Consider the following 21772-nt stretch of genomic DNA (forward strand, 5'->3'; position numbering starts at 1 on the left):
GACCAGTCGCGCCACTCCGCGCTCAGTCGTGCGCACCGTGTGCCGAAAACTGGCCGGTGGCGGCACGATCCTGTTGCACGACTCCGACGTCGCGGCCGCGCCGGGAGCGTGGCGCTCAGCGCTCGGTGCAGTCCCGGTGCTCGTGGCGGAATGCCGGGAGCGTGGATTCGCCGTGGGGCCCCTGCGCGAGCACGCAAGCGGCGTGCTGCGCGGTCTCGAGCCCGGAGTGCAGATCAGTCGCCGCGTCGAGCGTGCTGGCCGCTGACCACGCGCACGCACCGAGCACGACCGCCACGGCCACCGCCGCGAGCGGATTTCGCCGCGAACCCGACGACGGAGCGGAAAGCAGCGCACGCACGCGTTGCGGCACCGGCCCACCGGTCGCGGCAAGGGCGAGCGACGGCTGCGCCCGGCTCGCCAGCGCGGCTTTCGCGACCGCCGTGGCTACCAGCTTCCGATCGCCGACGCGGTCCGCGGCCGCTTCGTCCGCCCAGCGTTCCAGCGCGAACCGAGCCGCCGAGCCGAGCGGACGCAACACCGGGTTGACCGTGGTCGCGACCGTCACGATCGCGGCGAAAACGTGGTGCCGCAGGCGCAGATGCGCGGTTTCGTGTGCCAGCAGCGCGCGACGCTCCGATGGCTCCAGCGCCGAGAGCATCCCGCTGGACACCGCGATCCGGCCGCCGCCTCCCGCCACCGCGAACGCGACCGGTTCCTCGCCCGGCAGCAGAACGACGCCAGCCTCGCGAGTGTGCGTGTCCAACTCGGCGTGCACCTTCCGGTGCCAGCGCACGTGCTGCGTCGCCGTCCGGGCCAACGCGACTCCAGCGACGACGAGCACGACCCCGCAGACGATGGCGAGTGGCAGGTTCACCGCGTCGGCCCCGTGGAACGCGACCGCGGAGAAATCGCCCAGCTCGCCGACCAGTGGCAACTGCGCCAGACCCGCGGCGGCGAGCACCGCGAGCGTCGCCGTGCTGCCGATGGCCAGCACCAGCGAGGATCCGGCGAGCAGCCAGCTGCCCAGCCGCGGCGACAGCCGGGGTGCGACCCAGCGCGCGACCGGCCAGGACGCCAGTGGCAGCAGCAGGGGAACGAGCAGGTCGAGGTTCACGGGTCAGCCGCCGTTCTGCCGCAGCAGGTCGCGCAGCACCGCCTCGTCCGATTCGGACAGGTTCGACACGAATTTCGCCAGCACGCTGGAGCGGTCCGCCTCGGCGTCGAGCACCTTGCTCATCCGGCGGGCGGCGAGCCCGGGTTCGTCGTCGACGGCGCGGTAGGTGAACGAGCGGCCCTGCTTCTCCCGGGTCGCCACGCCCTTGTCGAACAGCCGGGACAGGATCGTGACGACGGTGGTGTAGGCCAGCCCGCCGCCGATCCGCTCCTGCACCGCGGTGGCCGACATCGGCTCGTCGGCTTCCCACAGCACCGCGAGCACCTCGGCCTCCAGCTCGCCGGGAGCCCGCCGCACGCTCTCGCCCCGTCCATTGCGCATGGTCCAAATTCTACCTGTTTGTCGAAGCGGCCCGGCTCACTACTACGTTCATGTAGAATTTCGACAGTTGTGTAGTAGTTGGAGGTGGGCATGCTCGACCCGAAGTGGCTGCTGGCCACGTTCGGCCCGCTCGGCGTCTTCGCGGTGATGTTCGCCGAGACCGGTCTGCTCGTGGGCTTCTTCCTGCCCGGTGACTCGCTCTTGTTCACCGCGGGGGTGCTGGCCGCCTCGGCGAAGCTGCACCTGTCCCTCCCGGCGGTGATCGTCGCCGCGGCGGCCGGAGCACTGCTCGGCGCCCAGGCCGGATACGTCCTCGGCCGGCGCGGCGGCGGCGCGCTGCTCGTGCGGGTGCGCAGCAAGCACCTGCACGAGGGGGTCGCACGCGGGTCGGCGCTGCTCACCCGCTACGGACTCGGCAAGGCCGTGGTGCTGGCGCGGTTCATCCCGGTGGTCCGGACCGTGCTGAACCCGCTCGTCGGCATCGCCGGGATGCCCGCCGCGAAATTCGCGTTGTGGCAGGTGGTCGGCGGTCTGCTGTGGACGGTCGGGGTGACCCTAGCCGGGTACGCGCTGGGCGCGTCGGTGCCCAACATCGACACCTACCTGCTGCCGATCATCGCCGTGGTGGTGCTGCTTTCGCTGAGCCCGCTGCTGGTCGAACTCGTCCGCGCGCGGAAGAGGGCGACGCGATGATCGACGCTGGCTGGTATCGCGACGTCACGAATTTCGCCTGGTCACAGCACTGGCTGGCCGGAATCGTCACGACGTTCAGCGAGTACGGGGTGTTCCTGGTGGTGCCGGTGATCCTCGCGCTGCTCTGGCGGGCCCGCACGCGCGGCCCGGCGGCGTTGGCGGCCGCGGCGTGGGTGCCGATCGCGATGGCGGTGGCGATCGCCGTGGACACCGTGCTGAAGTCGGTGTTCGCCGAGGTCCGGCCGTGTCGCGTGGTGCCGGGCGTGCACACGCTGTTGCCGTGCGACCCGCCGACCGACTACGCGTTCCCCAGCAACCACACGGTCATCGTCGCGGCGTTCGCGGTGGCGTTGGTGCTGGTGAACCGCAAATGGGGGCTCTGGGCGCTCGTTTTCGCGGTGCTGATGGGGATTTCGCGGGTGTACGTCGGGGCGCATTACCCGCACGACGTGCTCGCGGGATTCGTGGTCGGCGCCGCGGTCGGTGCGCTTGGGCTCGTGGTCCGCGAACCGCTCGCCAAGCTGGCGGTTCGGTTGCTTCCAGCCGTATCCGGGAGGAAAGCATGACTGAAGATCGGCCTGTCCGCTGCTCCGACGCCGAACGCGAGCAGACGACGAAACACCTGAACAACGCGGCGGGCGAGGGGCGGCTGACCCTCGCCGAGGTGGAGGAACGGGTCACGGCCGTTTACTCCGCGCAGTACCGGCACGAGCTGGACGCGGTGGTCGCGGACCTGCCCGCACCCGCGCCGCGGGCCCGCTGGCAGCCGCTGCTTCTGCTGGCCGGGCACCAGCTGGTGACGGAATTCGGAGCCGCGGCACCGCGACGGAAACTCGCGGTCGGAATTCTGCTGATGTTCGCGGTGGCGCTGATGGTTTTCCTTGCCGCGCACGGCTTCGCCGATGAGGGACACCACTTCGGGCACCACTAGAGTGCCGCTGTGCGGAGAAAAGCGGCTTTGGTCACCGGGAGTTCGCGCGGGATCGGCAGGGCGATCGCGGAACGGCTGGGCGCGGACGGGTTTTCCGTCGCGGTCAACTACCGCGCCGATCAGGACTCCGCCGAGGCCGTCGTCGCCAAGATCCAGGCGGACGGCGGGGAGGCGGTCGCACTGCGCGCGGACGTCACCGACGACGCTCAGCTGCGCGGCCTTTTCGATCGAACGGAACAGGAATTCGGCGGTCTCGACGTGGTCGTCGCCAACGTCGGGATCGCCCGGTTCGTGCCGCTCGCCGAATCCTCCGACGAGGTCTTCGACCTGATCTTCGCCACGAACTTGCGGCCCACCTTCGTCGCCTTGCGCGAGGCGGCCCGGCGAGTGCGCGACGGCGGCCGGATCGTCGTGGTGTCGAGCGGAGTGGTCCAGACGGCCCGGCCCGGCACCGGGCTCTACGGCGCCGCGAAGGCAGCCGGAGACCAGTTCGTGCGCGTGCTGGCGAAGGAACTCGGCCCGCGCGGCGTGACGGTGAACAGCGTGCTCCCGGGCGCGGTCCGCACCGAGGCGCTCCTCGCGGACGGTCCTCCGGGCGTGGTCGAGTACAGCGCGAAACAGACCCCGCTCGGCCGGATCGCCGAACCCGGCGACATCGCGGACATCGTCGGTTTCCTGGCGTCGCACCAGGCCCGCTGGGTCACCGGCCAGACGGTGCACGCGGGCGGCGGTCAGTTCTGACCGGCCCTTGTCGAGGCGGACAAGATCGCTTGTGCCGCGCCACTCGGTTACCCCTGCGGAGTGGCGATGCCGGGTGCCGCCCCCGATCCGTGGTTAGGATGCGCTCGGACGGTCACCGGGCGAGAAGGGGTGCGCGAGCGTGCAAGCGGGGGACCTTGAGCCGCCTGAGCCGCAGGCCGTTTCCGCGCCGTTGACCAAGGCGGCGATCTTCCTGATGGTCCAGGTCGAGGCCGGGGCCGAGCAGACCGCGAAAGACCTCCTCGCCGACCTCGCCGGACTGCAGCGCGCGGTCGGTTTCCGCGACGCCGGGGCCGGGCTCACCTGTGTCGCCGGGATCTCGTCCGCGGCCTGGGACCGGATATACGGCGATCCGCGGCCGGCGGAACTGCACGAGCTGCCGGTCTTCTCCGGCGAGAAGCACACGAGCGTCGTCACCGCCGGGGCCGACCTGCTGTTCCACCTCCGCGCCGACCGGCTCGACCTGTGTTTCGAGCTGGAATCGCTGATCATGGACCGGCTGCGCGGGTCGGTGCGGGTGCTCGACGAGGTGCAGGGCTTCCGGTACTTCGACGCGCGCGACGTGCTCGGCTTCGTCGACGGCACGGAGAATCCGACCGGCAAGGGCGTCAACCAGGCGGTGCTGGTGGACGACGACGGGCCGTTCAACCGCGGCAGTTACGTCGTCGTGCAGAAGTACCTGCACGACATGCGGGCGTGGAACGCGCTCACCACCGAACAGCAGGAGCTGGTGATCGGGCGGCGCAAACTGTCCGATGTGGAGATGCCGGACGAGGAAAAGCCGGCCAACGCGCACGTCGCGCTCAACGTGATCACCGACGACGAGGGCAACGAACTCGACATCCTGCGCGACAACATGCCGTTCGGCCGTCCCGGGCACGACGAGTTCGGCACCTATTTCATCGGCTACACCAAATCTCCGGCGGTGATCGAGAAAATGCTGGAGAACATGTTCGTCGGTTCGCCGCGGGGCACGTACGACCGCATTCTCGACTTCTCCACGCCGCACACCGGCGCGCTGTTCTACGTGCCGACCGCGGACTTCCTGGAAGATCCCAACGCCGCCCCGCCCGAGCCGGAACCGCCGGCTGCCGCGACGCCCGCCGGGTCGTCGCTGGGCATCGGAAGCCTGCGAAGGAGCACTCGGTCATGAACAACCTGCACCGCGAACTCGCCCCGATCTCCGCCGCCGCGTGGGCGGACCTGGAGGAGGAGGCGAAGCGCACGTTCGCCGAGTTCGCCGCGGCGCGCCGGGTGGTCGACGTCGTCGTCGCCGGTGACCCGACGCTCGCCGCCGTCGGCACCGGGCGCCGCGAACGCGTCGGCGGGAAGTTCGACGGTGTCGCGACGAGCTTGCGCACGGCGCAGCGGATCGTGGAGCTGCGGGTGCCGTTCACGGTGTCGCGCGAGGAAGTCGATTCGGTCGAGTGGGGCGCGAAGGACGCGGACTGGCAGCCGGTGAAGGACGCCGCGCAGCAGATCGCGTACGCCGAGGACCGAATCGTGCTCGACGGTTTCGCCGAGGCGGGCATCACCGGGATCCGCCCGGCGTCGTCGCTCTCGCCGATCGCGCTGCCGCCGGAGGCCCCGGGCTACCCGAAGGCCATCGGCGACGCGATCGCGGAACTGCGCGACGCGGGCGTGGCCGGGCCGTACACCGTCCTGCTGAGCGACGACGAGTTCACCGCCGCGTACGAGGCGGCCAACCACGGTTATCCGGTGCTGGAACACCTGAAGCAGATCGTGGACGGCGAACTCATCCGCACGCCCGCGATCAACGGTGCCTGCGTGCTGTCTACGCGCGGCGGCGACTACGAACTCCACTTCGGACAGGATCTGTCCATCGGGTACTCCAGCCACGACGCGTCCACTGTGGAGCTGTACTTCTACGAGACGCTGACCTTCCTGGTCAACACCGCGGAAGCGGGGATCGGGCTGACCGCCTGAGGCGTTACCTGATCATGCGGTCCTGTTACGCGGCGCGGACATTCGCCGAACGTTCCGGGGATACCCGCTCGCGATAGTTGCGGCGTGCCGCAGAACAAGATCAAAGCCGCGCTGTTTCTGCTTCCCGCGCTGGTCGCCGCCGGGTGCTCTGGTCTGCCGACGCTCGACGGCGACCCGGACCACGACCCGGCTCAGGGCGGTGTCCCGGAAGGCGTCACGCTGACGCCGTTCGACACGAACTACCCGGCGGTCGGCAATCTCGATCCGGCCTTGCGGAAAGCGTTGCAGGAAGCGGCAACCGACGCTCGGCAGCGCAAAGTGGACATTCGCATCGCGTCGGGCTGGCGAACGAAGGAGTATCAGCAGAAGCTGCTCGAGGACGGCATCGAAAAGCACGGCAGCCTGGAAGAGGCGCGGAAGTTCGTGAACACGCCGGAGAAATCAACGCACGTGTCCGGCAAAGCCGTCGATGTCGCGCCCACCCGAGCCGCGGACTGGCTCATTCAGCACGGGGAGAAATACGGCCTGTGCCAGGTGTACGCGAACGAGATGTGGCACTTCGAACTGCTGACCACCTCAGGCGGGAAGTGCCCGCCCGCCCGCACGGACGCCGCTGGTTAGCCGTCCGCGCGGGCAGGTCCGCGGTCACGGGGCCCAGTAGTTGCCGGACATCACCAGGTAGACGAGCAGTTTGATGGTTTCGCCGTAGTAGGTGTCGCCATAAGGGTTGCCCGCCAGGTACTTCCAGAGCGTATCGGTCCAGACCTGGTCGCCGGCGACCATCGCGGCGGCGTCGGGGAGAGCCTGCTGCAGCGGGTGTTTGGTGTCAAGATGTCGGACTCGAAAGCCCCGGGTGAACCGGTTCCGTAGCCCTCCGTGAGGGGCTCCTTCACGGACTTGGATTCCCTCAAGGAGCCCTTCACGAACCGCCCGCCGCAGTGACCTCGCCCCCATGCCACGTTGGGCTCGTCAGGCGCACCGAACGCCGCATTTGGGTCAAGCCCGCGCAACGCAGACGCCGCGCACGCAGCCAACTCGCCAGTCCCGTCGCGAAACCGCAGCTTGCCTGCTCAACTCGCCAACCCGCCGAACCCAGCCCCGCCCCCAGAGCCTCAGCACGCCCAGCAGGCAAAGCGCTCAGCCGTAGGCCTGCACCCGTACGCCCAACCAACCACGCACCCAGCCCGAAACCGCCGCCGATGCACTAGGCGCGGCCGGGTCCCGAACCGCAGCCAACACGCCCAAGCAACCACGCACCCGGCGCGGAACCGCCGCCGTTGCACCCGACGATCGAGACATCCGGCGCGGCCGGGTCCCGAACCGCGGCGAACACGCCCAAGCAACCGCGCACCCAACCCGGAAACCGCCGCCGTTGCACCCAACGATCGAGGCACCCAGCCCAGGCCCTGCACCCCGATACGAAGCCTCCCTGCGGTTCGGTGGTGCTTGTCAAGGCATCTTTCCCGCCTTGACAAGCACCACCGAACCGTCAGCACACTCGGGCTTCGGGGTGCCCCACGCAACCCCCGGGGCGCAATGTGCGAAGCACGAGCCGTCATCGGGCGACGAGCCGCCACCACCGAAGAGACCGACCTCCCAGCCCCAACCCCGCCCCCATGGGATCATCGCCAGGGCAACAACCCAGGCACCAGGGAGCCACCCATGACCACCGGCCGTCCGGCCCCAGACGAACTCAACAGCGGCATCCTCCCCGGCAACGTCCGGGCCGACGACTGGATCATGCTCGCCCTGGCCGTCGTCTCGACCGGCATGCTGGCCTGGCTCCTGATCGGCCCGCCCCCGGCGGACATCAGCCGCTGGTTCTTCCTCGCCGACTGCGTCATCTGCGGCATCTTCTTCCTGGAGCTCCTCCACCGCTGGCGCAAACAGGCCTGGCGAGCCGCCTTCCTGGCCCGGACCTGGTACGAAGTCTTCGCGATGATCCCGGTCGCGCACCCGGCCTTCACCGCGCACCACCATGTCATCGGCGTGATCCTGCTGATCGTCCGCCTGGGCCGGGCGGCCGACCGCGCGGTGGGCGAGCAGTTCACCTACCGCCTGGTCGACAAACTCTCCGAACCGATCGTGCACGCGATCAAAAAGCCGGTGACCATCGCGGTCCTGGACGAGGTGGTCAAGGTGCTGGAAACGGGGAACTACCCGGAGAACCTCGCCAAATCCCTCAGCGAAAACAAGACCGAACTGCGCGCCATCATCACCGAGAAGATCTCCGAAGACCCGCAGCTCGGCAAACTGCGCCGGCTGCCGTTCCACGACGAGATCGTCCGCGCCACCGTCGACACGTCCTTCCGGGTGCTGCTGGAAGTCCTCCTGGATCCGCGGATCGACGACTTCTTCTCCGCGGTCGTGCGCGACAACCGGGAGCAGATCCGCCGCGCCGTCGCGCTCGGACTGGCCGATGTGGACGACTCGCCGGACGAGAAGCTGCTGCGCACCCGCACTCAGCGCGCCGCCGCGCACGAGTACGACGCCAGTCATCCGCGACCTTGATCATCCATTGTGGACATATCTACCGTGCGCCGCCGGGCGCGCACTCTCCGTTGCGGCACAGCACATCCACGGCTAACTGCCCGCCGCCGGAAGCGTCAACCGCTGAAAGAGTGCACTGTGGTCGCGCGGTGCGCGCACGGGCGCCTGGAGTAAGGTGAGATCTCCCGTTCCGTTGCTGCACAAGGGTTGTGTTGGCGCGAGTACGAGGCGTTCCCGCCGGAGTCGAGGCAGACTGGAACCGGCGGGAGGTTGAGCGCGGTTTGGAGTCGTGGACGTGATTGATAGCGGGCAGCAGGTACGCAGGTGTCGTCGGCGGGACTGTGCGGAGGATTCGTTGTGGCGCGGATTGTGCGCCGTGCACTGGAACCGCTGGCAGAGCGGCGCGGACGCACTCGAACTCCCAGACGATGACGTTCCCCCGCCGCCCGCGCAGGTCTGGTGGCCGCCGGAGCGGTCCCACGCGCCGCTGAGCAGCCGGGTGCTCCCGGGCTCGTAACGCTTCCCGGCGCGCGTCGAACACTGTCGGCGCGCGCCCGGTTACCTCAGGCCACCGGAGAAACCGGGGTTCCCCAGCCGCGAATGCCCGGGGAACCCCGCCTCACCGGCGGGAACGCGGAATGCGCGGCTCGTCCGGTGCGGACAGCATCCGCACCAGCCGGGCGCGCGCCACGCGGTAGAGCAGGTCGCCGTGCTCGTCCGGGACCACCCGGCCGTCGAGGTCGCGGCCGGCCGCCCGCACCACCACCTTGACCGCCTCGACGGGCACCCGGCCCGCGAATTCCCCGGTCAGCCACGTGGTGACCTCGTCGGCCACCCGGCTCCGCACCGTCATCGGACACTCCAGTCTCCGCTCGCGAGGCCGTTCGGGGCGGCCCCGGCACTGGTCCGACGGCCGCGCCCGGATCCCGTGACGCGAAAACTGAAGCGAAACTCTTTCCCGGTGAGGCAAGGAAACCCGGGAGTAGGTCACTCCGGGCTCAGGTGAGCGCGTTGCGCGCGATCACCTCCGCATACCACCGCGCGCTGCGCTTCACCGTGCGCTGCTGGGTGCGGTAGTCGACGTGCACCAGGCCGAAGCGTTTCGCGTACCCCTCGGCCCATTCGAAATTGTCCAGCAGCGACCAGTAGAAATACCCGCGCAGATCGACTCCGTGCGCCAGCGCGTCATGCGCGGCCCGCAGATGCGCGTCGAGGAAAGCGATGCGGTCGTCGTCGGAGACCTCGCCGTCGCGAAGCGTGTCCGGATACGCCGCGCCGTTCTCCGTGACGTACAACGGCACCGGCGGATAGTCCCGATGCACCTGCAGCAGCGACTCGGTCAGCCCGCCGGGACGCACCTCCCAGCCGGAGTCGGTGCGCGGCGCGGCCGGGTCCGGGACGAAGTGCACCTGGTCGGCTCCCGGCCATTCCCGGCCCGCCGGGGTGCTTCCCGGCCGCGGCGAACCGGCCACCCGGTAGCCGCGGTAGTAGTTCACGCCCAGCCAGTCGATCGGCTTGCCGAGCACCGCCTCGTCCCCGTCGCGCACCACGGTGTCGAAGCCGAACCGGGCCAGGTCCTCGCGCAGGTCAGCGGGGTAGCCGCCGCGCAGCAGCGGGTCGAGGAACAACCGGTTCTGCAGTCCGTCGATCCGGCGGACCGCATCGGCGTCGAGGTCGTCGGTGGAGTCCGCGACGACCGGGTACAGGTTCAGCGTGATCCCGGAAGGGCTGCTCGTGTGCTGCCGGAGCACGTCCATCGCCAGTCCGTGCCCCAGCAGCAGGTGGTGCGCCGCGGCGACGGCGCCTTCCGGCGATGTCCGGCCGGGCGCGTGGACGCCGGAGCCATAGCCGAGCATCGCCGCGCACCACGGTTCGTTGAGCGTCGACCAGCTCGCCACGCGATCGCCGAGCCGGGCCGCGATGGTCTCGGCGTATTCGGCGAACCGGTAGGCGGTGTCGCGCGCGGTCCAGCCGCCGCGATCTTCCAGCGACTGCGGAAGATCCCAGTGATACAGCGTCGCCCACGGCTGGATGCCCGCGGCCAGCAGCCGGTCCACGAGCCGGTCGTAGAACGCGAGCCCGCGCGGTTCCGGTTTGCCGTGCGGCAGGATTCGCGGCCAGGAAAGGGAAAACCGGTATGCGGTGAGCCCGAGGGACTGCATCAGGTCCACGTCCTCGGCGTAACGGCGGTAGTGGTCGGCCCCCGGATCGCCGGTGTCGCCGCGGGCCACCGCGCCCGGGCGGGCGGCGAAGGTGTCCCAGACGGACGTCTCGCGCCCGTCGGAGGTGGTCGATCCTTCGACCTGGAAGGCCGCCGTGGCGGCGCCCCAGACGAACGCGTCCGGGAACGCGAGCACGTCGGGGATCGGCTGTGCGGGCATGGTCACCCTTTCACGGCGCCTTGCATGATCCCGGCCACGATCTGGCGGCCGAGCAGGAGGAAGACGATGAGGATCGGAATCGTGGCCAGCGTGGTGCCGGCGAGCACCAGCGAATAGTCGACGTAGTAGCCGCTCTGCAGTTTCTCCAGCGCCACCTGCACGGTCGGATTGCCCGCGTCGAGCACCACCAGCGGCCACAGGAAATCGTTCCAGGAGGTCATGAACGTGAACATGGCGAGGATCGCCGCGGCCGGGCGGACGGCGGGCAGGCACACGTTCCAGAAGACCCGGATCATGCTGCAGCCGTCCACGCGCGCGGCTTCGATCAGCTCGTACGGCAATGCGTCCACTGTGTACTGCCGCATCCAGAACACGCCGAACGCGGTGACCAGGTTCGGCACGATCACCGACTGCAGGCCGCCCGCCCAGCCGAGCTTCGACATCGCGATGAACAACGGGATGATGCCGAGCTGGGTCGGCACCGCGAGCGTCACCACGATGAACACGAACAAACCGTTGCGGCCGCGGAAGCGCAATTTGGCGAAGGCGAATCCGGCCAGCGACGAGAACAGCACCGTGGTGAGCGTGACCGTGCCGGACACGATGACGCTGTTGGCCAGCGCCCGCCAGAACGGAACCGTGTCGAAAACGCGGGCCGCGTTGGCGAAGAAGTTGCCGCCCGGCAGCAGCGGCGGAATCCGTTCGGTGAGCATTCCGTTGTCGCGGCTGGCCACGAGGAACGACCAGTAGAACGGGAACAGTGAGCCGAGCACGAACACGACCAGCACGCCGTAAGTCGCCTTGCGCGGTTTGCCGAGCCGGGCCGCGCCCGCCCGCAAAGTGGATTGCATGCTCATGCGCGCCTCCCCGCGAGCCGTCCGGTGACGAAGTAGTTGATCAGCGCGATCACGACGATGATCAGGAAAAGCACCCACGCGATCGCGGACGCGTAGCCGAGATTGAAATTCTCGAAAGCGGTCTGATACAGATACAGCGTCACGGTCTGGAATTGATGGGTGGAACCGCCGTTGTTCGACCCGGGCATCGCGTCGAACAGTTTGGGCTCGGTGAAGATCTGCAGTCCGCCGATCGTCGAGGTGATGGCGACGAAGATCAGCGTGGGCCGGAGCAGCGGCAACGTCACGTGGGTGAACCGGCGTACGGCGCCCGCGCCGTCGATGAGCGCGGCCTCGTGCAATTCCTTCGGAATCGCTTGCATGGCCGCGAGAACGATCAACGCGTTGTAGCCGGTCCACCGCCAGTTCACCATGATCGCGATGGCGACGTGGCTGGCGAACCGGTTGGCCTGCCAGTCCACTGGGGACAGTCCGAGGGTTTGGAGCACGCCGTTGACCAGCCCGTACCGCGGCCCGAAGAGATTCGCGAAGATAATCCCGAGTGCCACCAGGCTGGCCGCGTAGGGGAGCAGAATGCCGACGCGCCACCCGGTCGCGCCGCGCAGCCGCAGCGTGAGCACCGCGGCGAGCAGCACCGCGATGATCAGCTGGGGCACGCTGGACAGCAGGAAGATGCTGACCGTGTTTTCCAGCGCGTGCCAGAACTGCGCGTCGGCGAACAGTTCCTTGAAGTTGTCCAGGCCGATGAAATCGGGATTGTCGTCTCCGGCTTCCCAATGGAACAGCGAGACGTACGCGGTGTACAGCAACGGGAACATGCCCGCGATGGCGAACACGATGAAGAACGGCGCCACGTAGAGATACGGCGAGACTTTGACGTCCCAGCGCGCCAACCGGTCGCGCAGGCCGGGCCGCGGCGCGGCCTGCTGCCGCGTCGTGGCCCGGCTCTCTGGAGTGACCTTGTCGGTGACAGTCATCGTCAGTGGACGAGTTTCTTCGCGCCGTCGACCAGCCGCTGCCAGCCGTCCGCGGCCGAGGCGCCCTGTTCCACCGACTGCAGTGCCGGGCTGGCTACGTTTTCCTGGATCTGGCCGTCATTCGGGCCCTTGTACTGCGGCTTCGCCACCTTCTTCGCCTGCTCGGCGAACAGCTCGCCGATCTTCGCGCCGCCGAAGTACGCGTCGGTCGCGTTCAGCAGCTGCGGGCTTTCCAGCGCCTTCGTCTGGCTCGGGAAGTTGCTCTTGGCCTCGAACGCCTTGATCTGCTGCTCCGGCGCGGTGAGCCAGGCGGCCAGCTCCGCGGCCTCCCGCGGGTGCTTGCTCTGCTTCGGCACCGTCAGATACGAACCGCCCCAGTTGCCGCCTCCGCCGGGAAACGCCGCGGTGACCGCCCATTTGCCCGCGTTGTCCGGCCCGGCCTGCTCCTTGATCACGCCGAGCATCCACGCCGGGCAGGCCTTCGTGGCGAACGCGCTCTGCTTGAACCCGGAGTTCCATTCGTTGCTGAACGCGGTGAGTTTCGCCGATTCGCCCTTCGCGACCGCGTCGGTCACCTTCGTCCAGGCGTCCTTGATGCCTTGGTTGTTGTCCAGGGTGAGCTTGTCGTTGGTGTCGAGGTAGCCGACCGGAAGCTGGTTGACCATGGAGTTGAAGTTCTGCGCCGCCGAATCGAACCACGCCTTGCCGGTTTTGGCGGTGTACTGGGCGCCCGCCGCGAAATAGCTGTCCCACGTCGCGAACAGCGGTTTCACTGACTCCGGGTCGCTGGGCAGCCCGGCCGCGGCGAGCAGGTCCTTGCGGTAGCACATGGCGAGCGGGCCGATGTCCGTGCCGTAGCCGATGAGCTTGCCGTTCTTGTCTTTGCCCGCGTCGTATTTCCACGAAAGCCACCGGTCCGGCGTGACGTCCGAGGGGCCGATCTGGCTCAGGTCGTTGAACTTCGAGGACTTGCTGAGGATGTCCGACAGGTGGCCTTCCTCGACGGCCTGCACGTCGGCGAGACCGGAACCGGCCGCGAGTTTGGTCATCATGTCCTGGGCGTACGGCCCGCCCTGCCCGGTTTTGCGGTGGGTGATCTTGATGTTCGGGTGCAGCCGCTCGTACTCCGGGATGAGCGCCTCGTAGCCGAACTCCGTGAACGTCGCGAGCGTCAGTTCCACGTGCTCGTTCGGCCCGGCTGCCGCGGGCACGTCGCCATCGCCGCCGCCGCACGCCGCGGCGCACGCCGCGGTCATCGTGATGCCCAGTGCCAGCACCAGGCCCTTCCGGAACGTTGTCACCGTCGTCAACCCCTTGGAAGTCGTTCTGGGAGCGCTCCCAGATGCCGCACGAGTGTGTTGCAGGTAACGAGGGATGTCAAGGCCACAGTCTCCGGGAGCGCTCCCGGAAGAGCGCGGCTAAGCTGGCCCAACCGACTGTCAGGGGGTGGGCGAAGTGGTGCCTCGGTCCGAGGACGAACGGCCGACGCTGGAGGACGTCGCGGCGTTCGCCGGGGTGTCGCGGTCCACCGCGTCGCGGGCGCTGAACGGCGACGCGTACGTCAGCGCGCGCTCGCGCGAGAAGGTGCTGGCCGCCGCGCGGGACCTCGGGTATTCGCCGAATCAGGCCGCGCGCTCGCTCGTCACCCGGCGGACCGGCGCGATCGCGGTGGTGCTGTCGGAGCCGGAAGCGCGGCTCCTCGACGATCCGTACCGGACCGCGGTGATGCGCGCGGGCTATCGGGAGCTGGCCGACGTTGGCTGCCAGATGGTGCTGCTTTTCAGCGACACCCGAGAGGACCTCGGGCGCACCGTGCGGTTCCTCGAGGGCGGGCACGTCGACGGCGTCCTCGTCTTCGCTCCGCACCGCGCCGATCCGCTGCCCCGGGCGCTGCGGCTGCTCAAGCTGCCGACGGTGTTCGGCGGGCAGGCCGCCGATCTGCGCCGGGGCGTGCACCTGGTCGACTTCGACAACGAGGGCGGGGCCCGGCAGGCGGTGACGCACCTGGTGGAATCCGGCCGCCGCCGGATCGCGACGATCGCCGGACCGCAGGATCAGGGCGCGCCGATCGACCGGCTCGCCGGCTGGCGCAAAACACTCGAGGACGCCGGGATCGACCCGTCCGGCCTGGCCGAGGAAGCCGACTTCACCCTGGCCGGCGGCGCGAAAGCAATGGCCGCGCTGCTGGAGCGGGCGCCGGACCTGGACGCGGTGTTCGTCGGCAGCGACATGATGGCGGTGGGTGCGCTGCGCACGCTTTCGGACGCCGGCCGCGACGTGCCCGGCGATGTCGCGGTGGTCAGCTTCGACGACAACGCCGCGCTAGCCCCGACGATGACCCCGCCGTTGACCTCGGTGCATCAGGATCCGCGCGAACAGGTCCACGCGATGGTCTCGACGCTGATGCGGCTGCTGGACGGAGAGGACGTCCCGCCGGGTGCGCAGATCCTGCCGGTCTCGCTGGTCGTCCGCGAGTCCAGTCAGCCCAGCTAGGCCGGTCGGCCTGGGACCCCTCCCGGCCGGGTCGCCTTACCTTCCCCGGCATGGGAGCGAACGAGGGGCGCGGCCGGGCCGCCGCCGCGCGGGTGCGGGAGGTCTCGACGCCCGAGCTGTACCGGCGCAACCCGTTCCGGATCGTCGGGCTCACCACGACCGCGACGCGGCGGGAGGTGCGGGAGCGGCGTCTTCGAGTCCTGGGGGTGCTCGAAGTCGGCGGCGCGGCGCCGGAAGGGGTGCCCGCGGACGCGACTGTCGACGAGGTGCGGGCGGCCTTCGACGCGCTCGGCAACACCGAACACCGGTTCGTCGACGAGATCTTCTGGATCTGGGGCCTGCCCGCCGACTGCGGGTGTCCGCTCCAATTGCACCGCAAGCACGACAACGCGGTCGCGGCCTACGCGGCGGCTCTCGACGCGGAAGCCGACCGCACCGACGACCATCCCACTCCACTGTGGACTGAAGCCGCGCGGTGCTGGGCGGTGGTTCTGCGGAGCGAATCGTTCTGGCGGCATCTGAACCACCGGGTCGAGAAGCTGGGCGATCGGCGGCTTGACGAATCTACTGTGGACGGACTGCGCACCGCGTTGCCGGACGCGGTGCTCGCACCGTTGATCGAAGTGGCCACGAGGTCGGCCGAGCCGCGGCGGTTCACCGGGTATCTCGCGTTGTTCGGGGCGGACCGGCACACGGTCGAGGACGCGCGGTCGGCGATTGCCGACGGGACTTACCGGCGGATCGAGGCGTTGCTCAAAGACCTTCGGGGCGATCTGGACGGCAACCGGGTGCGGGCGGCTGCGGAGCGGGCTGTCGAGGAGGTCGAGCCGCTGTTCGACCGGCTCGAAGAGGTGGTGCCGCGGGAGGAATTCCGCCGGACGGCGTCGCTTGCCGAGTCGATCGCGGTGGTGGCGAACAACATCGGGGTCGCGCTGGCCGAGTTGAGGGGCGGGTCGACGAGTCTGATCCGAGAGGTGTTCGCGGTCGCCCGGCGGTACAGCCGTGACCCGGTGACCCTGGAAGCAGTGGCGCGCAACGAGATCGCAGCCACGGCGTATGTACCGAGTCCGCCACCGAGGAAGGAACCCTCCGCGGCTCGGGTTTTCGGCGCGTTGCTGCACGCGGTGGCGGCGACGGTGTTCCTGGCGTTGAAGCTTCCGGAAGAGGTGTTTCCGGCGAGCATGTTTCTCGGCGCGGTTCCGGGCGCGTTGACGAACTGCCTCGTCGCGGCACGGCCGTGGACCAGCCCAAGGCGATATCCGGCTTTGCTGGGGCTGGACGTGGTGGTCTACCTCGGGCTCAGTCCGGTCGAGCTGCCGTATTGGCTGGCCATTGTCGTAGCGGTGGTGCTGTTGTACGTCGCTCCGTTCGTTCGGGTGAAGAGGGGCTTGTGATGCGAGACCGGCGGAGCGAAGAAGCGCGGCAACGCAGACAGCACAAGGAGTTCCGGATCGCCGAACCTGGCCTGCGGGAAGAGGAACGCGCTCGGCTTCGCGAGGCGCTTCACCAACTTTCCGCCGTCTTGGCCACAACGGACAATGCGCCGTCACTGTCCGAAGCGGACTTGGCGGAAGCGGCGACAGCGTTGTGGCGGGCGCGGCGCAAGCTCGCCGGGGTCGAGGACCGGGTGGCGCGGCAGGCGGGCCGGTTCCTCAGCGCGAGCCAGGACGCGCTCGACGCGGCCGGGGTGCTCGTGCAGGACCACGACCGGATTCCGTTCGGCTTCGGGATGGCGCTCGAGGTGCTGTTGTTCCAGGACGAACCGGACCTGGACGTCGAGCGGGTGGTGGAGACCGTGCGGCCGTCGATTTACCTGACCGGCCGCCGGATCCAGATGGGACAGGTCATCGTCGGGCGCCCGGCCGCCCGGGAGAACGGGGAAGCGGATGCGTGACACGATCGATTTCGGAATCGACCTCGGCACCACGAACAGCGCGATCGCCGTGCTGGAGGCCGGCGCGGTGTCGGTGATCAAGAACAACGCGCAGATGGATTACACGCCGTCCGCGGTCTGGATCCGCAAACGCGGCGTGATCGAGGTCGGCGCCGGGGCGCGGCGCCGGCTCGAGGACGACCCGGACAGCGTGCAGATCGAATTCAAGCAGTCCATGGGGCTGCCGGACGCGAAGCGGGAATTCCCGAAAGCCGGCGTCAGCATGACGCCGGTGGAACTGTCCGCGGAAGTGCTGCGGACGTTGCGCGGCTCCGTTGCCGGCGAAATGCCGGACGCGGCGGTGATCACCGTGCCCGCGGCGTTCTTGCTCAACCAGACCGAAGCGACGCAGGAAGCCGCGAAACTGGCCGGGTTCACCGGGAACTGCCCGCTGCTGCAGGAACCGACCGCGGCGGCGTTCGCGTTCGGCTTCCAGAACGAGAGCAAAGGCGCGCACTGGATGGTGTTCGACCTCGGCGGCGGGACCTTCGACTCCGCGGTGGTCAGCACCGTCGAGGGGGAACTGAGCGTGCTGCACCACGCGGGCGACACCCACCTCGGCGGACGCAACATCGATCAGGCAGTGCTGGACCAGGTGCTCGCGCCGGAGGCGGCCCGGCAGCTCGGTTTCCGCGAGTTCCATCGGGACAATCCGCGCTGGCGACGGAACTTCGCCCGGCTGCGCAGCGCCGCCGAGACCGCGAAAATCCAGCTCTCCCAGGCAGAACAGACTCAGGTGCTGCTCGACCTCGACCGCGGTGACGGCGAGGAAGAGATGTTCGAATACACCCTGCGCCGCGACCAGGTCGACCAGCTGGCGCGACCGTTCTACCTCCGCGCGGTGCAGTTGTGCCGGACCGCGTTGGGGTCGGCGAATCTGCGCCCGGCGGACATCGACCGGCTGCTCCTCGTCGGCGGCCCGACGCTCTCCCCGGGCCTGCGCGAATTGTTGGCCGATCCGTCGGCCGGCCTCGGCATTCCGCTCGACCACAGTCAGGACCCGAGCACGGTAGTGGCGCGCGGTGCGGCCGCGTATGCCGGAACAGTGGCGCGCCCGCGAACCGTACGCCCGGCGAAGCGCGGGGAGTACTCGCTGGAACTGTCCTATCCGGCCACCACCAGCCTGCCGAGGGTGCCGGTGTCCGGCCGCTGTTCGACGGACGGTCCGGCAGACTGGGCCAGGTTCCGCATCGCGCTCAGCGCGCCGCAGCGGAGGCCGAGCTATCGGACCTCCGAAGTCTCGCTTTCCGCGGACGGCACCTTCACTGTCGACGCGGTACTCGACGAGCTGAGCGCGAACCGCTTCGAAATCGAGCTGCTCGACGCGACCGGTACGCGCGTTCCGGTGCGGCCGGACTCGCTCACGATCACCCACCAGCTCAACGAAATGATGGGCCAGACGGTGGTCAACACGGTCGGGCTGACCGAGGCCGACGGATCCTTCACTCCCATGCTGATGAAGAACTCGCCGTTGCCGGCGGCGAAACGGCAAACGTTCTTCACCACCGCGACCCTCCAGCGCGGCAACACCTCCTCGGTGATCCGGATCCCGGTCGCGGAGGGCGAACGCCGCCGCGGCGAGCGGAACCAGCAGGTGGGCGTGATCGAGATCCGGGCCAAGGACGTGCGGTTCGACCTGCCGCGCGGCAGCGAGGTCGTGATGACCTTCGAGATGGACGATTCGCGGCGGGTGTCCGTGGTGGCCGAGGTTCCGTTGCTGGACAACGAGTTCGAGGCGGTCATCGACCTCAAACAGCAGCACGTGCCGGACCCGCAGACGCTGCGGCGGCTGCTGAACGAACTGGAAGCGCGGCACGAACAGGTGCGGACGCTGGTCGAGGGGACCCGGTCGGACCGGGCGCGCGGGCTGTTGCACAAGCTGGACGAGCAGGGCAGCGTCGCGGCGGTCCGGGAAGAGGTGCGGTCCGGCAGCACCGACGAGGGGGCTGCGGTCGCCGCGGAACGGCGGATGCGCGACGTGCAGGCGGACCTCGACGACATCGAGGCGGAGCTGCGCGTTCCCGAGGTGCTGGAACGGCTGCGGGACCAGCTCGGCCACTGCCGGGAGCTGGTCGACCGGGTGGGCGCGGACGAGGACCGCGCCGAACTGGCCGAGATCGAGCGCCGGTACGCGGCCATCGAGGAATCCCGCGACGTCGAGGCGGGCGAGCGGCTGTCCGAACGGGTGCTGGACCTGCAGGTGCTGCTGTTGCGCCGGGACGGGTCGCTGGATTTGGAGGTATTCAACGCGCTGCGGGCTTCGCGCGACACGATGACCGACCCGGCTCGTGCCCGGGAACTGATCCGCGAGGGCGAGCACGCGATCGCGACGTCGAACTGGGTCGCGCTGCCGGACGTCAACCGCCGGTTGCGTCGCCTGCTCCCGGACGATCGGCCGGGCCAGCCGGGCGGCGGCATTCTTCGCGGGGAGCGGTGATGAGCGGGCTTTCGCAGGCGCTGGAACGGGAACTCGTCCTCGCCGAGGGTGCCGACCTCGCCCGTCGCGGGGACTACGAGGCGGCTGTCGCGCTCCTGGAACCGGACTCGGCGGGCGACCCCGCGCGGCTCGATCTGCTGGCCCGCGTCCACGCGCAGGCCGGTGATCTCGCCGCGGCGGACGCGGCGTGGGCGGCCGTGCTGGCATTGCGGCCGGGCGATCCAGCCGCGGAGGCGGGACGCCGGGTGATCGCGAAAGTCCACTCCGGACGGTTGCGTCGGCGGCCGATCCGGCGGTACCTGCTGACTGCCGGGGCCGTGCTCGTGGTCGGCGGCGCGATCACGGGCGGGGTGGTGCTGACATCCCGCCATTCGTCGCCGCCGGTCGTTTCGGCGGCCAAATCGGACGATGGCCACCGGGCGGAACTGGATCGCCTGCGTAGTGCGCAATCCCGCGACGCCACTGTTGCGAAGGAACGGCAGGAGAGGCTGACCGATTTAGCGAAAGCCTTGGCGGCACCGGGCGTCACCACCAAGGCAGGCACCGACGCGGTCACGGTCAGCTTCGACCGCAGGCTGTTCGGTCCTAACGCGACAAGTCCGAACGAGTCCGGGCGAACGGCATTGACGGAGTGGGCGCGTGTCCTGAAAGGACAGTCCATTCGGGTCACCGTAATCGGGCACGGCGTTGCGGTCCCCGGCGGTCCCGCGAGCGGCGGCTCGACAGTCTCCTTGGCCCGCGCGGCTTCCGCGGCCCGGATGCTGGCCGGAGCGAGCGGACTGCCGTTGACCGCGTTCGCCGTCGCCAGCGCGGACCAAGGCGCGAACTCGGCCCGGACGGTCACCCTCGAAGTACGGCCGTCCGGCGCATGAACGCCACGTACAGCGCACCAGGCACGATGAGGCCGAGCAGCCACGAGATGTCCGCGCCGCCGAGCAGGGGTGCGATCGGGCCGACGAAGATGCCCTCCACGTTGGCGAACGGGATCTGGACCGCGATGCCGAGCACGTAGGCGGCCAGTGCGGGCCACGCCCAGCGGCCGTAGCGGCCGTTCGGGTCGTAGAGCGCGTCGAGGTCGTACTTCTCCTTGCGCAGCAGGTAGAAGTCGACCAGGTTGATCGAACTCCACGGCGTGAGGAAGTACAGCAGGAAGTCGAGGAACAGCACGAAGTTCGACAGGAACTGGCCGCGGCCGAGAATGGCGATCACTGCTCCGGCCACACCGACGCCGGCGATGTACCCGATCCGCGTGGCCTGCGAGAGCGCCGCGCGGCGACCGAAACCGGTCAGCGCGGTCGCGACGGTCATGTAACCGCCGTAGATGTTCAGCACGTTCACCGTGAACTTGCCGAGCGCGATGGCCAGCAGCAACGGGATCAGCAACGCTTCGCCGCCGAGGCCGACGACGTACGCGACTTCGTGCCCCTTGAACGCCTTCCCGGCAATGGCGTACGCCAGCGCACCGAACGACATCGCCCACACCGCACCGAGCACCGTGCCGCCGTACGTCCACCAGAACGTCGCGCGCACGGACGTCGCTGACGGCAGGTAGCGCGAGGTGTCCGCGACGTACGGGCCGAAGGTGAGCTGCCACGACGCGGTCAGCGACACCGCGAGCAGGAACTTCGGGAAGTCCAGGTGCGGCGCGGCGAGCACGGCGCCGAGGTCGTGCCCGCTGATCAGCCGGATGGTCAAGTAGAGGAAGACGACCACGGACAGCGCGGACGCGATCCAGCCGAACCGGTGGATCAGCCGGTATCCGACGATCGCGATCAGCGCCGAGGCGAGGGCGTAGACCGCGATCGCGGCGTCCGTCGGCAGATGCGTGATCTGGGCGACCGCCTGGCCGCCGAGCAGCGAACCGCTCGCGAAGTAGCCGAGGTACATCACCACGACCAGCACCAGCGGAAGCGCCGCCCCGTACACGCCGAACTGCGCGCGCGACTGGATCATCTGCGGGATGCCGAGCTTCGGCCCCTGCGCGGCGTGCAGCGCCATCGGAATGCCGCCTAGCGCGTTGCCCGCCACGACCGCGACGAGCGCCCACAGCGGATGCACGCCGACCAGCACGGTCAGCGCGCCGGTGACCGCGGACGTGATCTGCGTGTTCGCGGCGAACCACAAGGTGAACAGGCTGCGCGGGTGCCCGTGTCGCTCGGACTCCGGCACCGGGTCGATCGAGCGTCGCTCCAAGGTGGCCGCCACGTGCCCCTCCTGCCGTTCTTCGGTGAATGCGCTGGACGAACTCAACGTCAGCGCGGGCCTGGCGGCCAAGTAGCCGCCGGGCGATTGTGTCTCGGATCCCAGACTTCGCCGCTGTCCGGGCGTGGCAGCGTGCTGCCAGCGCGGTGTGCGGCCGGTGCCAGCGCCGAACGCCAA

Annotated in this window: 22 protein-coding genes; 13 read left to right on the forward strand and 9 right to left on the reverse strand. The window is 69.3% G+C overall.

Translation table 11 applies throughout. From position 1 onward, the window contains the following. Positions 1–115 precede the first annotated feature (115 nt). Complete coding sequence (locus L942_RS32685; protein ID WP_037367723.1) at positions 116–1114, reverse strand: M56 family metallopeptidase; 999 nt, start codon at positions 1112–1114, stop codon at positions 116–118. A gap of 3 nt (positions 1115–1117) precedes the next feature. Beyond that, a complete protein-coding gene (locus L942_RS32690; RefSeq protein ID WP_037367724.1) occupies positions 1118–1495 on the reverse strand; it encodes a BlaI/MecI/CopY family transcriptional regulator in 378 nt (125 codons plus the stop codon). A 90-nt stretch (positions 1496–1585) separates the two neighbouring features. Between L942_RS32690 and L942_RS32695 the strand changes: the two genes are divergently transcribed. The 7 genes from L942_RS32695 (at position 1586) to L942_RS32725 (ending at position 6446) form a co-directional block, all read left to right on the forward strand. Then, on the forward strand, positions 1586–2188 hold the full coding sequence (locus tag L942_RS32695) for a DedA family protein (RefSeq protein ID WP_037367726.1): 603 nt from the start codon (positions 1586–1588) through the stop codon (positions 2186–2188). Next, positions 2185–2754 carry a phosphatase PAP2 family protein gene (locus tag L942_RS32700; protein WP_037367727.1) on the forward strand — a complete coding sequence of 190 codons (570 nt, stop codon included), beginning with the start codon at positions 2185–2187 and terminating at the stop codon, positions 2752–2754. Before L942_RS32695 ends, L942_RS32700 begins: the two co-directional genes overlap by 4 nt. Then, positions 2751–3119 (forward strand): DUF1707 SHOCT-like domain-containing protein, encoded by a 369-nt coding sequence (locus L942_RS32705; protein ID WP_037367728.1) that lies wholly within the window; start codon positions 2751–2753, stop codon positions 3117–3119. Before L942_RS32700 ends, L942_RS32705 begins: the two co-directional genes overlap by 4 nt. Before the next feature lie 9 nt (positions 3120–3128). Further along, positions 3129–3860 (forward strand): SDR family oxidoreductase, encoded by a 732-nt coding sequence (locus L942_RS32710; RefSeq protein ID WP_037367729.1) that lies wholly within the window; start codon positions 3129–3131, stop codon positions 3858–3860. 139 nt (positions 3861–3999) lie between these two features. Next, positions 4000–5031: a Dyp-type peroxidase gene (locus L942_RS32715; RefSeq protein ID WP_037367731.1), complete on the forward strand. Its 1032-nt coding sequence runs from the start codon at positions 4000–4002 to the stop codon at positions 5029–5031. After that, positions 5028–5825 carry a family 1 encapsulin nanocompartment shell protein gene (locus L942_RS32720; protein ID WP_037367733.1) on the forward strand — a complete coding sequence of 266 codons (798 nt, stop codon included), beginning with the start codon at positions 5028–5030 and terminating at the stop codon, positions 5823–5825. Before L942_RS32715 ends, L942_RS32720 begins: the two co-directional genes overlap by 4 nt. A gap of 84 nt (positions 5826–5909) precedes the next feature. After that, positions 5910–6446 (forward strand): M15 family metallopeptidase, encoded by a 537-nt coding sequence (locus L942_RS32725; RefSeq protein ID WP_037367735.1) that lies wholly within the window; start codon positions 5910–5912, stop codon positions 6444–6446. 24 nt (positions 6447–6470) lie between these two features. On the opposite strand, the gene L942_RS44795 is transcribed toward L942_RS32725, so the two are convergent. Continuing rightward, positions 6471–6608 (reverse strand): hypothetical protein, encoded by a 138-nt coding sequence (locus L942_RS44795; RefSeq protein WP_162472760.1) that lies wholly within the window; start codon positions 6606–6608, stop codon positions 6471–6473. An 879-nt stretch (positions 6609–7487) separates the two neighbouring features. Here L942_RS44795 and L942_RS32730 point away from each other — a divergent pair. Next, positions 7488–8336: an ion transporter gene (locus L942_RS32730; protein WP_037367738.1), complete on the forward strand. Its 849-nt coding sequence runs from the start codon at positions 7488–7490 to the stop codon at positions 8334–8336. Between the two features lie 598 nt (positions 8337–8934). Here L942_RS32730 and L942_RS32740 read toward each other — a convergent pair. The 5 genes from L942_RS32740 to L942_RS32760 form a co-directional block, all read right to left on the reverse strand. Then, positions 8935–9168, reverse strand: a complete 234-nt coding sequence (locus L942_RS32740) for a hypothetical protein (RefSeq protein ID WP_037367742.1) — start codon at positions 9166–9168, stop codon at positions 8935–8937. 145 nt (positions 9169–9313) lie between these two features. Continuing rightward, positions 9314–10696, reverse strand: a complete 1383-nt coding sequence (locus L942_RS32745; protein ID WP_037367744.1) for a GH1 family beta-glucosidase — start codon at positions 10694–10696, stop codon at positions 9314–9316. A 2-nt stretch (positions 10697–10698) separates the two neighbouring features. Then, positions 10699–11547, reverse strand: a complete 849-nt coding sequence (locus tag L942_RS32750) for a carbohydrate ABC transporter permease (RefSeq protein ID WP_051166409.1) — start codon at positions 11545–11547, stop codon at positions 10699–10701. A gap of 2 nt (positions 11548–11549) precedes the next feature. Further along, the gene (locus tag L942_RS32755; protein ID WP_037367748.1) at positions 11550–12530 is read right to left on the reverse strand and encodes a carbohydrate ABC transporter permease; all 981 of its coding nucleotides are present in this window, start codon (positions 12528–12530) and stop codon (positions 11550–11552) included. A gap of 2 nt (positions 12531–12532) precedes the next feature. Next, a complete protein-coding gene (locus L942_RS32760; protein WP_440201353.1) occupies positions 12533–13786 on the reverse strand; it encodes an ABC transporter substrate-binding protein in 1254 nt (417 codons plus the stop codon). A gap of 199 nt (positions 13787–13985) precedes the next feature. Here L942_RS32760 and L942_RS32765 point away from each other — a divergent pair, with 199 nt between their 5' ends. Genes L942_RS32765 through L942_RS32785 form a run of 5 tightly spaced genes read left to right on the forward strand, consistent with a single transcriptional unit; the run spans position 13986 to position 20265 of the window. Then, entirely contained in the window at positions 13986–15023 is a 1038-nt protein-coding gene (locus L942_RS32765) for a LacI family DNA-binding transcriptional regulator (protein ID WP_081655331.1), read from the forward strand. A 50-nt stretch (positions 15024–15073) separates the two neighbouring features. Then, positions 15074–16417 (forward strand): hypothetical protein, encoded by a 1344-nt coding sequence (locus L942_RS32770; protein WP_037367751.1) that lies wholly within the window; start codon positions 15074–15076, stop codon positions 16415–16417. Continuing rightward, positions 16417–16917, forward strand: coding sequence for a hypothetical protein (locus L942_RS32775; RefSeq protein WP_037367753.1), 501 nt, complete (start codon positions 16417–16419; stop codon positions 16915–16917). Before L942_RS32770 ends, L942_RS32775 begins: the two co-directional genes overlap by 1 nt. Beyond that, complete coding sequence (locus L942_RS32780; RefSeq protein WP_037367755.1) at positions 16910–19393, forward strand: Hsp70 family protein; 2484 nt, start codon at positions 16910–16912, stop codon at positions 19391–19393. The genes L942_RS32775 and L942_RS32780 overlap by 8 nt, the downstream gene beginning before the upstream one ends. Then, positions 19393–20265, forward strand: a complete 873-nt coding sequence (locus L942_RS32785; protein WP_037367756.1) for a hypothetical protein — start codon at positions 19393–19395, stop codon at positions 20263–20265. The genes L942_RS32780 and L942_RS32785 overlap by 1 nt, the downstream gene beginning before the upstream one ends. Here the strand turns inward: L942_RS32785 and L942_RS32790 are convergent. Then, on the reverse strand, positions 20234–21598 hold the full coding sequence (locus L942_RS32790) for a purine-cytosine permease family protein (RefSeq protein ID WP_037367759.1): 1365 nt from the start codon (positions 21596–21598) through the stop codon (positions 20234–20236). The genes L942_RS32785 and L942_RS32790 overlap by 32 nt on opposite strands. Positions 21599–21772: the final 174 nt, after the last annotated feature.

It is taken from the genome of Amycolatopsis orientalis DSM 43388, assembly GCF_000411975.1.
Taxonomy (GTDB): domain Bacteria; phylum Actinomycetota; class Actinomycetes; order Mycobacteriales; family Pseudonocardiaceae; genus Amycolatopsis; species Amycolatopsis orientalis_D.